This window comes from Sandarakinorhabdus sp. DWP1-3-1, from assembly GCF_049896705.1.
Lineage (GTDB): Bacteria > Pseudomonadota > Alphaproteobacteria > Sphingomonadales > Sphingomonadaceae > Sandarakinorhabdus.
Map to the genome: position 1 here is coordinate 645,627 of NZ_JAFCUV010000003.1, position 14,506 is coordinate 660,132.

The window sequence follows — 14,506 nt, forward strand, 5'->3', positions numbered from 1 at the left end:
CGCTCCTCAATGCGAATCCCTCGGCAACCCGCGGGTCTGCGCGATGCGCTGGTACGGCACCGCCGCCTCGATGACCGCGCCGCCCGGATATTGGCCGGTGATCTGGCGGCTGAGTTCCTGCCACGGCGTCTGCGGCGGCGGGATCTCGTAGCCGCCGGCCGCCGCCAGCGCCGCGCGCCGCTGCTCAATTTCGTCCGGCGCCACCAGCACGTCGGCGGTGCGGGTGTTGAGGTCGATGCGCACCCGGTCGCCGGTCTGCAGCAGCGCCAGGTTACCGCCGGCCGCCGCCTCCGGCGAGGCATTTAGGATCGACGGCGACCCCGATGTCCCCGATTGGCGGCCATCGCCCAGGCACGGCAGCGCATCGACGCCGGCGCGGATCAGCGCCGCCGGCGCCCGCATGTTGACGACCTCCGCCCCGCCCGGATAGCCGATCGGCCCGACGCCGCGGATGACGAGGATGCAGTCGGCATCGATGCCCAGCGACGGGTCGTCGATGCGGTGATGGTAATCCTCCGGCCCATCGAAGACGATCGCCCGCGCCTCGAACGCCTCGGGGTCGTCGGGATTGGACAGGTAGCGTTTCCGGAAATCGTCCGAAATGACGCTGGTCTTCATCACCGCCACGTCGAACAGATTGCCGCGCAGCACGGTCAGCCCGGCGTGCGGCAGGATCGGATCGACAAGCGGCCGGATGACGCGATCGTCGGCGATCACCTTGTCCTGGTTGTTCTCGGCCAGCGTGCGGCCGTTCGCCGTCAGCACGCTGCCGTCGAGCAGGCCGCCACGCAGCAGTTCGCCGATCACCGCCGGTACGCCGCCGGCATGGTAGTAATCCTCGCCCAGATATTCCCCCGCCGGCTGCAGGTTGACGAGCAGCGGCACGTCGGCACCATGCTCCTGCCAGTCATCGAGGGTGAGCTCGACCCCCATGTGGCGGGCGATGGCGTTGAGATGGATGGGCGCATTGGTCGACCCGCCGATGGCGCTGTTGACGCGGATGGCGTTGAGGAAGGCCGCCCGGGTCATGATGTCCGACGGCTTGCGGTCCGCCGCCACCATCTCGACGATGGCGAGGCCCGTCTCATAGGCCGATTGCGCCCGGTCGCGGTACGGCGCCGGGATGGCGGCATTGCCGGTCAGCGACATGCCGAGCGCCTCCGTCAGCGAATTCATCGTCGTCGCGGTGCCCATTGTATTGCACCAGCCGGTCGACGGCGCCGACGACGCGATCAGCTCGATGAAGCCGCGATAATCGATCTCGCCGGCGGCCAGCATCTTCCTTGCCTGCCAGATGATCGTGCCCGATCCGGTGCGCTGCCCCTTGTGCCAGCCGTTGAGCATCGGGCCGACCGACAGCGCCAGCGCCGGGATGTTGACCGTCGCCGCCGCCATCAGGCACGCCGGCGTCGTCTTGTCGCAACCGATGGTGAGGACGACGCCATCGATGAAATAGCCGTGCAGCACCTCGACCAGCGACAGGTACGACAGGTTGCGATCGAGCGCCGCCGTCGGCCGCTTGCCGGTTTCCTGGATCGGGTGAATCGGAAATTCGATCGGGATGCCGCCGGCGTCGCGAATGCCGTCGCGGACGCGTTCCGCCAGCACCAGATGGTGGCGGTTGCAAGGCGCCAGGTCGCTGCCGGTCTGGGCGATGCCGATGATCGGGCGGTCGGACTGCAACTCCGCCACCGACAGTCCGAAATTCAGATAGCGTTCGAGGTACAGCGCGGTCATGTCCGGATTGTCCGGATTGTCGAACCAGGCGCGGGAACGCAGGCGGGGGCGGATTGATTTCTCGGTCATGCGGGGTGACGATGGACCATCGGGGGGCGGCTCCGCAACCATAAGAGGCAACAGCTTAACGCATGACGACCGACCGCCGCGCCCCCGTTCATCCCGCCCCCATCCGTCTCGCCCTCATCGGCATCGGCAAGATCGCGCGCGACCAGCATCTGCCGGCGATCGCCGCCGATCCGGCCTACACCCTCGCCGCCGCGGTCAGCCGCAACGCGCACGTCGATGGCGTGCCGAATTTCCACGATATCGAGGCGCTGATCGCCAGCGGCCTCGCCATCGACGCGGTGTCGATCGCCACCCCGCCGCTCGGCCGCCATGTCATCGCGGCGGCGGCCCTGGCCCAGGGCTGGCACGTCATGCTCGAAAAACCGCCGGGCGCGACGCTGGGAGAGGTGCGCGCGCTGGCGCCGGGCGACCGGACGCTGTTCACCAGCTGGCACAGCCGCCACGCCGCCGGAGTCGCCGTGGCGCGCGCCTGGCTTGCCGACCGCCGCATCGCCCGGGCCCGCATCGACTGGCGGGAGGATATCCGCCACTGGCACCCGGGGCAGGACTGGATCCTCGCCCCCGGCGGGCTCGGCGTCTTCGATCCCGGCATCAACGCCCTGTCGATCGCCACCGCCATCCTGCCCGGCCGGCTGCACGTCGAACAGGCGCGACTCGATTTCCCCGCCAACCGCGGCGCGCCGATTGCGGCGTCGCTCACGCTGAAACACGGCGAAACCCCCGTCGCCGCCAAGCTCGATTTCCTCCAGGCCGGCCCGCAAAGCTGGGACATCATGGTCGAAACCGATGGCGGCACCCTCACCCTCCACGACGGCGGCGCCCGGCTCGACATCGATGGCGCCGCGCAAGCGCTCCCCGACGGCGGCGAATATCCCGGCCTCTACCGGCAGTTCGCCGAGCTCATCGCGTCAGGCCGCAGCGACGTGGACCTCACGCCATTGGAACTCGTCGCCGACGCCTTCCTGATCGGCGAACACCACAAGGTTGCGGCGTTCGACTGGTAGGCTTCCCGCCCCTAGCACCAGACGGCCAGGTCCCGCGCCCCAACCGTCCGCCCGCCCAGCACGAACACCGCGCCATCGGGGGCCGGCGCCAGCACCGGTTCGTCGCCATAGTTGATCGCAAAGGTCAGGTCGCCGCGCCGCCGCAGCCGCAGGCCGCCCGTCACCGGCGTCACCGTCATCCCCGCCTCCGCACACAGGTCGGTCAGCAGCGCCGCCAGGAACGCATCGTCGGTCAGCGTCGCCAGATAATGCACCCGGCCGTTGCGCACCATCGCCGGGGTGCCGTCCTCGTATGTCGCCAGCACCGTGCAGTCGCCGGCGTCGATGCTCTCCCGCCAGGCACGGCTTTCGAACGCATCGCAATCGCGCCGGATCTCTCCCGGGCAATCGGCGCGCAGCGTTTCCACCGCCAGCACCCGCATCGGCAGCAGCGCGCGCAGCGGCCCCGGCGCCAACCCTTCCGGAATGGTCACGTCGCGTGTCTTTGCCCCCGATCGCGGCCCGATGAGCACCAGCGCCGGCGTATCGCGCAGCCGCGCCACCACATCGGGGCCCGGCATCGCCAGCGCCGGCGCCAGCACCAGCGCATAGCCTGCCAGGTCGGCGCCGGCCGCGACGAAATCCACGTCCAGCCCCAGCCCCCGCACCGCGCCGTACCATTGCGCGACGACGCCATTATAGTCGTAGCCGGCGCCCTGCCGCTCGATATCCGACAGCCATTGCGATTCGATGTCGACGATCATCGCCACCGGCGCCCGGCCCGGCTCGGCCAAATCCTGCCCAGCCTGCTCCAGCGCCGCCAGTTCGCCGGCCAGCTGGGCAATCTCCGGCCAAGCCTCGGCCTCCGACGAATCGGGACGCAGCAGCCCGGCGTGCATCTGTTCCTGGGCAAAGGGCACCTGCCGCCAGCGAAAATAGCTGACGACGGCAGCACCATGGGCAAACGCCTCCCAGCTCCACAGCCGCACCATGCCCGGCGCCGGCCGCGGGTTGTGCCGCGCCCAGTTCACCGGCCCCGGTTGCTGCTCCATCACCCAGAACGGCCGCCCGGTCAGCCCGCGGGTCTGGTCGAACAACAGGCCCTGCATGTCGGGATGGCCGGTCCGCATCCATGGCCGGAAATCGTCCGCCGGCGCCCCAGCCAGCGCCAGGTCGGCGCGGCCCAGCGGATAATTGTCGTACGACGCGAAATCGAGCGGCGCCGCCAGCGCATGATTGTCGACGCCGGTTTCAGGCATCGGGATGAAGTTGTGCGTTACCCAGCGCCCCGGTGAATGCGCCCGGATGATCGCCACCATCTCGGCATGGAACCGCACCACCGCGTCAGACGCATAGCGCCGCCACGCCATGCGGTGCGCCGGGCTGGTCTCGGTCACCGCGCCCACCGGCAACTCGATGGCGTCGAAGTCGCGATACTCCATCGACCAGAAGACATTGCCCCAGGCGGCATTCAGCGCGCCGATGTCGGCATATTGCCCGCGCAGCCAGGCGCGAAAGCCGTCCCGGGCCGCCGGCGAGGCGCTGAGCGCGGTGTCATGACAGCAGAGTTCGTTGTCGGTCTGCCAGCCGACGACATGGGCGTTGTCGCCATAGCGCGCCGCCACCGCTGTGCTGATCCGCATCGCCGCCTCGAACCAGGCGGGGCTGGAAAAATCGGTGTGCCGCCGCGAACCGAAACCGCGCGTGCGGCCGGTCGCCGGGTCCACCGGCAAGATCTCCGGATGCGCGTCGACCAGCCATTTCGGCGGCGTCGCCGTCGGCGTGCACATGACGACTTTCAGACCTGCCGCGCCCAAGGTCGCGACGGCGCGGTCGAGCCAGCCCCAGTCGAACACGTCCGGCTCGGGCTCGATGCGGCTCCAGGCGAACTCGGCGATGCGGACATATGCCAGCCCCAGCGCGCGCATCCGCCGGGCATCCTCTGCCCACCAGCTTTCGGGCCAATGTTCCGGATAATAGCAGACGCCGAGCATCGAAGGAGCCTTGTTCAGGAGTTGCGGCACGGTCTTGTGCCCGATGACGCCCGCCCCTGCCAATGCGCCGCTATGCCTGCGGCTGGATGGCGACACCGTTACGCGGCTGGTTGGATCGGGTTCCCGGCGAGCTTAAGGGGGCTTTTTGCTTGAACGAACGATCAAGAGATTTGGCGTCGAAATCGTGCCGGATGCGGCGGTCGATGCCCTGCAGGTCGGGCCTCACGCTAACGGACCGATGGTAAAAATCGCTGCAGAGCGACACCAGAAACGGTCTTCAAGCCGCGGAATTGTCTCGATATTGTTCCATCGCAAGCCCGCGCTTTGCACTGTCACCCCGGCGTAGGCCGGGGCCCATGGCCCACCGCCCGTCGGCACGCGGGCGCGAAATCAGCCAAGCGCGTGATTCATGGGCCCCGGCCTACGCCGGGGTGACAGGTACGGCGACCCCGACAATCTCCCGCAGCGCCGCCAGCAGCCCATCGACCTCCGCCGCGCTATTATAATGCGACAGCCCGATCCGCACCGCCCCCGGCCCCTCGCGCAGACCCAGCACCGTCGCCGGCTCCCAGGCGTAGAAGTAGCCCGCCCAGCAGAAGATGTTGCGGTCCGCCAGTGCCTGCGCCACCGCCGGCGCATCATGCCCGGCGATGCTGAAGGTAAAGGTCGGCACCCGCGACGCCAGCCGGTTGGCATTTCCGATGCCGTGCAGCGTCACCCCTGGCAGCGTCGCGAGGCCGCCCAGGAACTGCCGCATCAGGTCCGTCTCATACGCCACCACCGCGTCGAACCCCGCCAGCAGCCGCGTCCGCAGCGGCGCATCCGCCACGGCGCCGCCCGATTCGCTGCCGATCCAGGCGAAATGCTCGATCGCCGCCAGCGTGCCGGCCTGCGCCTCGAAGCTCGGCGTGCCCGGCGCAAAGCGTGTCGGCATGGATTCCACCGACGGCCGCACCTTCCACGGCCGCAGCTTCGCCTGCAGATCGCGCGCCAGGAACAAGGTCGCGGCATGCGGCCCGAAATATTTATACGCCGAGGCGCACAATATATCGCAGCCGATCGCCCGCACATCGATGGGAATATGCGGCGCCGACTGCACCGCATCGACCACCGACACCGCGCCGACCGCCCGCGCCGCGGCGCAGACCCGCGCGACATCGTTGATGGTGCCGAGGAAATTGCTCGCCTGGCCCACCGCCACCAGCCGCGTCCGCGCGCCGATCAGCGTGTCGAGCATGTCATAGCGGAACTCGAAGGTCTCCGGGTCCCATTCCAGCCAGCGCACGCTGACGCCGCGATCCGCCGCCGCCTGCAGCCAGGGCGACACATTGGCGTCGTGATCCATACGGGTCAGCACGATCTCGTCACCGGCCTGCCAGTCGCGCGACAACAGCGCGGCAAACTGGTAGAACAGGGACGTGGTGTTCAGCCCGAAAACGATCTCGTCGGGGTCGCAATTGAACAGCGCCGCGGCTCCCCGGTGCGCCGCCACCACGATGGCGCTCGCCGCCTGCGAGGTGCGGAACGCCCCGCCGTCGTTGGCGCAGACCTCCACCATCGCCCGCCCCATCGCGTCGACCACCCGCCCGGCCACCTGGGTGCCCGCCGGCGCATCGAAATAGCCGCGCGCTACCCCGCCATCGGTCAGGGCAAGCGCCGGAAACGCCGCGCGGACGGCATCGATGGGAAAACTATTATGCATGCGCCGACGTTAGCCGCGCGCCGGCGCCTGTAGCAACTGGCTCGCAACGCCCACCGCAACGATTGTCGCAGCCGGGCATTTCGGCATCGCAACGGGGGATTTTCCGCCTCGCATGCGTTATCCGACCGCACAACACCGCAGATTTACCCAAAGGAATGGCGTGACCACAGGCCCTGCCCGTCTTGCCTCGGCTTCGATTCTCGCCGCGCTGACCCTCGCCACCCCGCTGCGCGCCCAGGCGACGGCCCCGGTTCCGGTCCCCGCCGAGCAGCCGGAGAACGCCGCCCCCAGCGGCGGCGATGGCGACGCCGTCGAGGAAGAGGTCATCGTCGTCAACGGCGCCCGCGAACGCGGCGCCGTGCTCGGCGATATTCCCCCCGAAGTGACGTTCCGCGCCGCCGATATCCGCGCCATCGGCGCCGGCAGCATCGCCGACCTGCTCAACGAACTCGCCCCCCAGGTGCGCAGCGGCCGCGGTCGCGGCGGCGAACAGCCCGTCGTGCTGCTCAACGGCCGCCGCATCGCCGGCTTTGCCGAGATCCGCAACCTGCCCCCCGAGGCCCTGCTGCGCGTCGACATCCTGCCCGAGGAAGTCGCGCTGAAATACGGTTATGCCGCCGACCAGCGGGTGGTGAACTTCGTGCTGCGCGAGCGTTTTGGCGCGGTGACGGGTGAAATCGACGTCGGCGGGCCCACCGGCGGCGACCGCCAGAACTATGAAATCGAGGCCAACTGGCTCCGCATCCGCGACGGCAAACGGCTGAGCATCGAGGCCGAGATCGTCCGCGACACCGCCTTGTTCGAAAGCGACCGCGATATCCGCAGCGGAAGCCCGCGCCGCCCCTTCGACCTCGCCGGAAACATCGCCGCTTTGGTGCCTGGTGGGGAGATCGACCCGGCGCTGAGCGCTCTCGCCGGCGCCCCGGTCACCGTTGCCGGGGTGCCCGCCGGTGCCGCCACCGCCGCGCCGACGCTGTCCGGCTTCGCCGCCGGCGCCAACGCCGCCAATGTCACCGATGTCACGCCCTATCGCACGCTGCTGCCCGACAACCGCGCCCTGTCGCTGGCCGGCAGCTACGCCACCAGCGTCTTCGGCGATATCGCGGCGACGTTCAGTGGCGGCCTGACCGCGACGCGCACCGAAAGCCGCGTCGGCCTGCCCGGTGTCACCCTCACCCTGCCCGCCGGCAGCCCGTTTTCACCCTTCGCCGGCAATGTCGGCCTGTTCCGCTATGGCCCCGACGCGCTGGTGCAGGCCAACGACAGCTGGACCGGCCGCGCCGGGCTGGCGCTCAACGGCAGCGTCGCCCGCTGGCAATGGACGCTGACCGGCAACTACAACCATGCCGAATCGGACACGCTGACCGACCGCGGCATCGACGTGACCGGCGCCCAGGCCCGGATTCTCGCCGGCGACCCGACGCTGAACCCCTATGGCCCGACCGCGCTCGACGGCGGGCTTCTGCGCGATCGCGCCCGCACCAACACCGACAACGGCGATCTGCAGGTGGTTGCCAGCGGCACCGTGCTGGCGGTTCCCGCCGGATCGCTGTCCGCCAGCATCAAGGCCGGCGCCCAGTCGCTGGCGCTGCGCAGCGATTCGACCCGCGCCGGCATCGACCGGATCACCGACCTGTCCCGCACCCAGGGCAATTTCCAGGGCAGTTTCGACCTGCCGCTGACCAGCCGGCGCAACGATGTGCTGGCGGCGATCGGCGACCTTTCGGTCAACTTCAACATCGCCGTCGACCGCCTGTCCGACTTCGGTACGCTGACGACGACCGGCTATGGCTTCAACTGGAAGCCGTCAGCGACGCTGTCCCTGATCGCATCGGTCACCAACCAGCAGGGCGCACCGACGATCCAGCAGCTCGGCAACCCGCAATTGCTCACCCCCAACGTCCGGGTGTTCGATTTCCGCACCGGCACCACCGCCGACATCAGCCGGATCGACGGCGGCAACCCCAATCTGGTCGCCGACAGCCGCCGCGTCTTCAAGCTGGGGGCGACCTTCAAGCCCTTCGACACCCGCGACGTGACGCTGACCGCCAACTACAACAAGAGCCGGATCGACAACCCGATCGCCGGTTTCCCCACCGCCACCGCCGAGCTGGAGGCAGCCTTTCCCGAACGCTTCACTCGCGATGCCGCCGGCACATTGCTGTCGATCGACAATCGGCCGGTCAATTTCGCCCGTTCCGACCGCGAGGAACTGCGCTGGGGCCTGACTTTTTCGCAGCCGCTGAAGGCCAGCGCCGCCGAACTCGCAGCCGCCGCCGCCCGCCGTGCCGCCTTCGAGGCGCGCCGCAACGCCGCCGGCGGGGCGCCGGGCGGGCCCGCTGCGGCAGGGGGCGACCGCCCGCCCGGTGGCCGCCCCGGCGGCGGCCGCGGTTTCGGTGGCGGGGGCGGCGGCCGCGGCGGCCTCGACGGCCGTTTCCAGCTGTCGCTGTTCCACACCTGGCACCTGACCGAGCGCATCCTGATCCGCGACGGCGGCCCGGTTCTCGACCTTCTGAACGGTTCGGCGACCGGTAGCGGCGGCGGCCAGCCCCGCCACGAGATCGAATTGCGCGCCGGCGTCGGCAAAAGCGGCCTTGGCGCCCGCCTGGGGCTCAACTGGCAGAGCGGTACCCAGGTCCTCGCCGACCCCAGCGGCGCCACCGTGGCCCCCGGTGACCTGCGCTTTTCGGGCCTGACGACGCTCAACCTGCGCCTGTTCGCCGATTTGGGCCAGCGCCCCGACCTGGTCAGGCGTGCCCCCTGGCTGCGCGGCAGCCGCATCAGCCTCGCCATCAACAACCTCAGCGACGCCCGGCTGAACGTCCGCGACCGCAGCGGCACCGTGCCGATCAACTATCAACGCGACCTTGTCGACGCGACCGGTCGAACCGTGACGCTGTCTTTGCGTAAACTATTCTTCTGACGGGTCGCGTGATAGCGCGGCGACCGTCCGCGATATCACCGCCCTGATGGAGTAAACCATGCCCGAGACCGTGACGCTGCTGCCGCAGGTCGACGAATCCGCCCTGCCGCCCGTCCTGATCACCGGCGGCGCCGGCTATATCGGCAGCCATGCGGCACTGGCGCTGCTCGACCGCGGCCACAAGGTCGTCATTCTCGACGACCTGACCACAGGTTCGACGCTGCTGGTCCCCCCCGCCGCGGTGTTCGTGCAGGGCCGCGCCGGCGACGAAAGCCTCGTCGCCGACGTCATCGCGCGGGAAGATATCGGTGCGATCATGCACTTCGCCGCCAGCATCAGCGTCGGCGATTCCGTCAGCCAGCCGGCCGATTACTACCAGAACAACGTCGTGGAGACGCTGGCGCTGGGCCGTACCGCCGCCCGCAGCGGTGTCGGCGCGCTGGTGTTCAGCTCCACCGCCGCCGTCTACGGCGAACCCGAAGGCGACGCCCTGTCGGAAACCGCGCCGATCGCGCCGATCAACCCCTATGGCTGGTCGAAGGCCATGGCCGAACAGATGCTCCGCGACATCGTCGCCGCCGATGGCAGGATGTCGGTGGGCATCCTGCGCTACTTCAACGTCTCCGGCGCCGACCCCCAGGGCCGATCGGGCCAGAACAGCCACCATCCCCATCACCTGATCGAGATCGCCAGCCATGTCGCCACCGGCTTGCGCGACAGCTTCACCATCTTCGGCGACGATTACCCGACCCCCGACGGCACCGGCATCCGCGATTATGTCCATGTCAGCGACGTTGCCGAGGCGCATGTGCTCATGCTGCGCACCTGTCTCGCGACCCCCGGCGCCACCCATGTCTTCAACCTGGGCTATGGCGAGGGCCGCAGCGTGATCGAGGTTCTCGACGCGCTGGGCCGCGTCGCCGGGACGCCGCTGCCCCATGTCGTGGGCCCGCGCCGCGCCGGCGATCCGGCCCGGCTGGTTGCCGACGCCAGCGCCGCCACGGCGCTCGGCTGGATGCCTCGATTTAACGATATCGAAGCTATCGTCGGCCACGCGCTCGGCTGGGAACGGGCCAGGCAGGCGCAGGCCGGGAGCGGGCCGAACCGTTAACCGTCGCGCCCTGCGGGCAAACGATTCGGCCCGATTCGCGGGTCGGATTGCAAACTCGACGGCCCGCCCCGCGTCTTAACGATCGTCGTTCGGGAGCAGGCATTCGGTCATGGATTATGAAGCCATATCAAAAGCCTGCATGCCATCCCATAGAGTTAATGTGAGGTCGTCGCAGACACTATCATGTAACGTCGAATGTGAACTGTCGGGCTCAAGCTCCTTTTAATGTTGTGTCTTTTTATCCGGTTTGTTATTGAGCCTTAAGGGTTGTCGCTCGGGGGGGCGCGAGCTGTTCATTCAATCCTCCCTAAATATCGGCGGTCCTTGTCTCGTTATCCGGAGTCGTCCGGGCAACAAGGCATCATCCGGCATCACGCCGACAACAGAGGGAACAGGGCTATGATCAAGAATCTCCGCAATCTGAAGAAGGACAACTCGGGCGCTTCGGCCGCTGAATATGCGCTGATCATCGCGCTCGTCGGCGTGGCCATCATCGCCGGCGCCAGCCGTCTCGGCACGCAGATCAACAACCGTCTGTCGGCCACCGCCACGACGATCTCGAACGCTTCGTAATGATGCGCGGGGCCCGCGGCTGGTAACAGCGGCGGGCCTCGACCATTGCGGCGTTGTTCGCCGCCGGTGAGCCCGAGAACGTTCGAAACCAGCACGTTGACGCATGGCCACGCGATAGCCGCATTGGCCTGCCGCCAGGATCGTGAAGGCTGAGACATCGTTCGACGGCGGCCATGCGCGGCACGCGGGGGCATCAGACAATGACATTCTTCCATGGTTTTTGGAATGAACGCCGGGGGGCGAGTTCGTCCGAATATGCGCTCCTCCTGGCCCTGATCTGCATAGCGATCATTGCCGGAGGCCAGCGCCTCGGGACGACGGTGAACGACCGGCTGAGTGCAGCCGGCACTCGCATTTCGAACGCAAGCTGATCGACGCTGTCGATGATGCCAGCGACAGACGCCGGCACGTATCGACATCCGGTAATCCGTCGCGTCGCTTGACATCACACGGATATTGAAGAATGTCCGATAGGTTAATAGATTATTAAGACTTTCTCGGAGGGGCGTGCAGGATGTGCGCTGGATCAGAAACGATCCCGCCAGCAACTGCTACGGAGTGAAGATCATTATTGAACCGCAACCACGTCGTCCGGTGGGACCAGCGCGCTACGACGCCGCTCGCCCGGTCGGGCCAGGTCGCAGCAGCCGCTGCACGATCGCGCAAGCTTCGGCGGGCCGGGTCGTTGTGAGTTCCGATGCGTCTGCTCCTGCCCGATCCGCTATCATGGGAACGTACGATGCGTAGATCATCGATCATGATGCTCGTCGCCGCCGTCGTGCTCGGCATGCTTGCGGTTTTCCTGGCGCGGATGTTCCTGCTGCCGGACCCCAACAAGCAACCTGCCGGCAGTGTCGCGGTCCAGACCGTATCCGCCGTCGTTGCCTCGGCGCCCTTCGCCTTCGGTGAAAAGATCACCGCCGAAAAGCTCAAGGTGGTGGAATTTCCGGCCGCGGCCCTGCCGCCCGGCACCTTCCAGCGCATCGTGGAGGCCGTCGGCGACAACGACAAGGTCGCCCTGCGCGCCATCGACACCAACGAACTGGTCACGGTCAGCGCGCTGTCCGGCAAGGTCAGCCGGCTCAGCGCTTCGAGCATGCTCGGCCCGACGATGCGGGCCGCTTCGGTCCCGATCTCCGAATCGTCGGCGGCCGGCGGCTTCGTGGCGCCGGGCGATCGGGTCGACGTCTTTCTGACCCGTCCGGCCGACGGTGACAGCCTGCCCTACACCGACGTGCTTATGCAGAATGTGCGCGTCCTCGCCGTCGGCCAGGACAGCAATGTCGGCAAGGACAAGCCCGAGATCACGCGCACCGCGACCATCGAGGTGACGCCGCTGCAGGCCCAGAAGCTGGCGCTGGCGCAAAGCGTCGGCAGCCTGTCGCTCACGCTCCGCAACATCGGTGACGAAAGCCGGCTGCGGCTCGAGACCGCGCAGATCTTCGACCTCAACGACGGCACCGTGACACGCGTGCTGAAGCGCCAGGCTGCTGCGGCACCGGCTGCCGCGCCGGCCGGTCCGGTTGCCGGTCCGGCGGCCGCGCCGCGCCCGTCGGGCCCGTCGATGGAAGTCTTCCGCGGCGCCGCATCCACCCGCTATTCCGTGCCTTCGGGGTCATGATCGACATGAGCAACTTGACCGTGCAGTCGAATTCTCCCCAGGTCGCCCGCCTCGCCGTCGCGATGGCACTGACGCAGCGCTGGGGCCTGCTGGGCGCCGCCGCCGTGATCCTGTTGCTGGGCGGCGCACCTGCCGAAGCCAAGCCGGCGCGCGGCCGGCCGGCACCGCGGCCGCTACCGGCCGAAGCAGCGATCAACTATGGCAACACGATCGATGCCCGCACCGGCGCCGTGATGTCGGTGCCGATCAACAAGTCGCAGACCCTGCGCGTCGACCGCGCGCTGGCCAAGGCGGTGGTCGGGAATGCCGACATCGCCGACATCGTGCCGGTCTCGCAAAACTCGGTCTACATTCTCGGCAAGTCCATCGGCTCGACCAACGTCACGCTGATCGACCGACGCGGCAGCATCCTGGCCGTCATCGACGTCGTCGTCGGCCCCGATGCCCAGGGCCTGAAGCGCAAGCTTGCCGAACTGCTGCCGACCGAATCGATCGGCGTGGTAACGTCGAACGACAACCTCGTCCTCGAAGGCAAGGTGAGCAGCGCGGCTGCCGCCGATCGCGCCATGACGATCGCTGAAACCTATGCGCCGAAAAAGACGGTCAACATGCTGTCGGTCGGTTCGCCCCAGCAGGTCCTGCTGGAAGTCCGCTTTGCCGAGATGTCGCGATCGACGGTCAAGCAACTCGGCATCAACAACGTGTCGTTCGTCAACGGCACCGGCGCCGGCCAGATCTTTGCGCCCGGCAGCGGCACCGGCAACTTCACCGCGGGCTTCTCGTTCCCGGGCGGTATTTCCTTCCAGATCGACGCGCTCGAGCAGAAGGGCCTCGTCCGCACCCTCGCGCAGCCCAATCTGATGGCGCTGTCGGGCGAAACGTCGAGCTTCCTTGCCGGCGGTGAATTTCCGGTGCCGTCGCAACTGTCCCAGGCCGGCCAAGTCACCTATGAATTCAAGCAGTTCGGCGTCAGCTTGGCCTTTACGCCGACTGTGCTCGAAGACGGGCTGATCAACCTAATCGTGGCCCCGGAAGTGAGCGAGCTCGATCGCGCCGCCGGCATAACCGTCGGCGCGCTGACGGTGCCTGGCCTGCGCACCCGGCGTGCACGCACCACGCTCGAGCTGCGGGACGGCGAGTCACTGGCGATCGCCGGGCTGATCCAGTCCAATTTCTCCGATACCATCAACGCGGTCCCGCTGCTCGGCAAGATTCCGATTCTCGGGCTGCTGTTCCGGTCGACCCAGTTCCGCAAGAACGAAACCGAACTGGTGATCATCGTCACCCCGCGCATCGTGCGCCCGGTTGCACCGGGTGCGCTGGCGTCGCCGATCGATCGCGTCCTCGAACCGAGCGATGTCGACCTTTTCATCAACGGCAAGAGCGAGGTCGGCGTACCGCAACGCACCATCGGGCCGGTGACAGGCGGCCCCCGGCCCGGCGGTGTTGCCGGTGACTTCGGCCATATCGTGAGGTAAGCATGCGTACGAAGAACATCCTTGCGCTGCTGCCATTGCTGACGGTCGGCGCGTGCGCCCAAACCATGGATTTGGGCAATGCTGTCGACCACAATGTCGCCGTGCAAACGGTCGACATGACACCGAAGTACGCCGGCGTGCCCATCGAAGGCGGCAACGGTCATAGAAGTGCGGAAGCCTACAAGCGCTATCTGGCCGGCACGGTGAAAAAACCGGATTCGACCGGCAGCAGGAACACAATGGGTGGTGGTTCGCCGCAATGACATTTGGTCAGCAACCGTTACAAGTCGGGTGAGATTTATCGGAGAGCTATCG

The 14,506-nt window shown here is 67.8% G+C and carries 11 protein-coding genes; 8 read left to right on the plus strand and 3 right to left on the minus strand.

The window, feature by feature from the left end:
• Nucleotides 1-6: 6 nt before the first annotated feature.
• Nucleotides 7-1,806, minus strand: a complete 1,800-nt coding sequence (locus tag ACP7AI_RS16650; protein ID WP_426169778.1) for an IlvD/Edd family dehydratase — start codon at nt 1,804-1,806, stop codon at nt 7-9.
• Between the two features lie 62 nt (nt 1,807-1,868).
• Between ACP7AI_RS16650 and ACP7AI_RS16655 the strand changes: the two genes are divergently transcribed.
• Nucleotides 1,869-2,810 (plus strand): Gfo/Idh/MocA family protein, encoded by a 942-nt coding sequence (locus tag ACP7AI_RS16655; RefSeq protein WP_426169780.1) that lies wholly within the window; start codon nt 1,869-1,871, stop codon nt 2,808-2,810.
• An 11-nt stretch (nt 2,811-2,821) separates the two neighbouring features.
• Here ACP7AI_RS16655 and ACP7AI_RS16660 read toward each other — a convergent pair whose 3' ends face one another.
• The gene (locus ACP7AI_RS16660; RefSeq protein ID WP_426169783.1) at nt 2,822-4,813 is read right to left on the minus strand and encodes a beta-galactosidase; all 1,992 of its coding nucleotides are present in this window, start codon (nt 4,811-4,813) and stop codon (nt 2,822-2,824) included.
• 391 nt (nt 4,814-5,204) lie between these two features.
• Nucleotides 5,205-6,485, minus strand: a complete 1,281-nt coding sequence (locus ACP7AI_RS16665; protein WP_426169785.1) for a cysteine desulfurase-like protein — start codon at nt 6,483-6,485, stop codon at nt 5,205-5,207.
• 160 nt (nt 6,486-6,645) lie between these two features.
• On the opposite strand from ACP7AI_RS16665, the gene ACP7AI_RS16670 reads away from it, so the two are divergent.
• From ACP7AI_RS16670 to ACP7AI_RS16700, 7 genes are all read left to right on the plus strand, one after another.
• Nucleotides 6,646-9,408, plus strand: coding sequence for a TonB-dependent receptor (locus ACP7AI_RS16670; RefSeq protein WP_426169788.1), 2,763 nt, complete (start codon nt 6,646-6,648; stop codon nt 9,406-9,408).
• Between the two features lie 58 nt (nt 9,409-9,466).
• Entirely contained in the window at nt 9,467-10,519 is a 1,053-nt protein-coding gene (galE, locus tag ACP7AI_RS16675; RefSeq protein ID WP_426169790.1) for a UDP-glucose 4-epimerase GalE, read from the plus strand.
• A gap of 399 nt (nt 10,520-10,918) precedes the next feature.
• Nucleotides 10,919-11,092: a Flp family type IVb pilin gene (locus ACP7AI_RS16680; RefSeq protein WP_426169793.1), complete on the plus strand. Its 174-nt coding sequence runs from the start codon at nt 10,919-10,921 to the stop codon at nt 11,090-11,092.
• 200 nt (nt 11,093-11,292) lie between these two features.
• Nucleotides 11,293-11,463, plus strand: coding sequence for a Flp family type IVb pilin (locus tag ACP7AI_RS16685; protein ID WP_426169795.1), 171 nt, complete (start codon nt 11,293-11,295; stop codon nt 11,461-11,463).
• 368 nt (nt 11,464-11,831) lie between these two features.
• On the plus strand, nt 11,832-12,713 hold the full coding sequence (gene cpaB, locus ACP7AI_RS16690; RefSeq protein WP_426169798.1) for a Flp pilus assembly protein CpaB: 882 nt from the start codon (nt 11,832-11,834) through the stop codon (nt 12,711-12,713).
• A 5-nt stretch (nt 12,714-12,718) separates the two neighbouring features.
• Nucleotides 12,719-14,191, plus strand: a complete 1,473-nt coding sequence (locus ACP7AI_RS16695; protein ID WP_426169800.1) for a type II and III secretion system protein family protein — start codon at nt 12,719-12,721, stop codon at nt 14,189-14,191.
• 2 nt (nt 14,192-14,193) lie between these two features.
• Nucleotides 14,194-14,454, plus strand: coding sequence for a hypothetical protein (locus ACP7AI_RS16700; protein WP_426169803.1), 261 nt, complete (start codon nt 14,194-14,196; stop codon nt 14,452-14,454).
• Nucleotides 14,455-14,506: the final 52 nt, after the last annotated feature.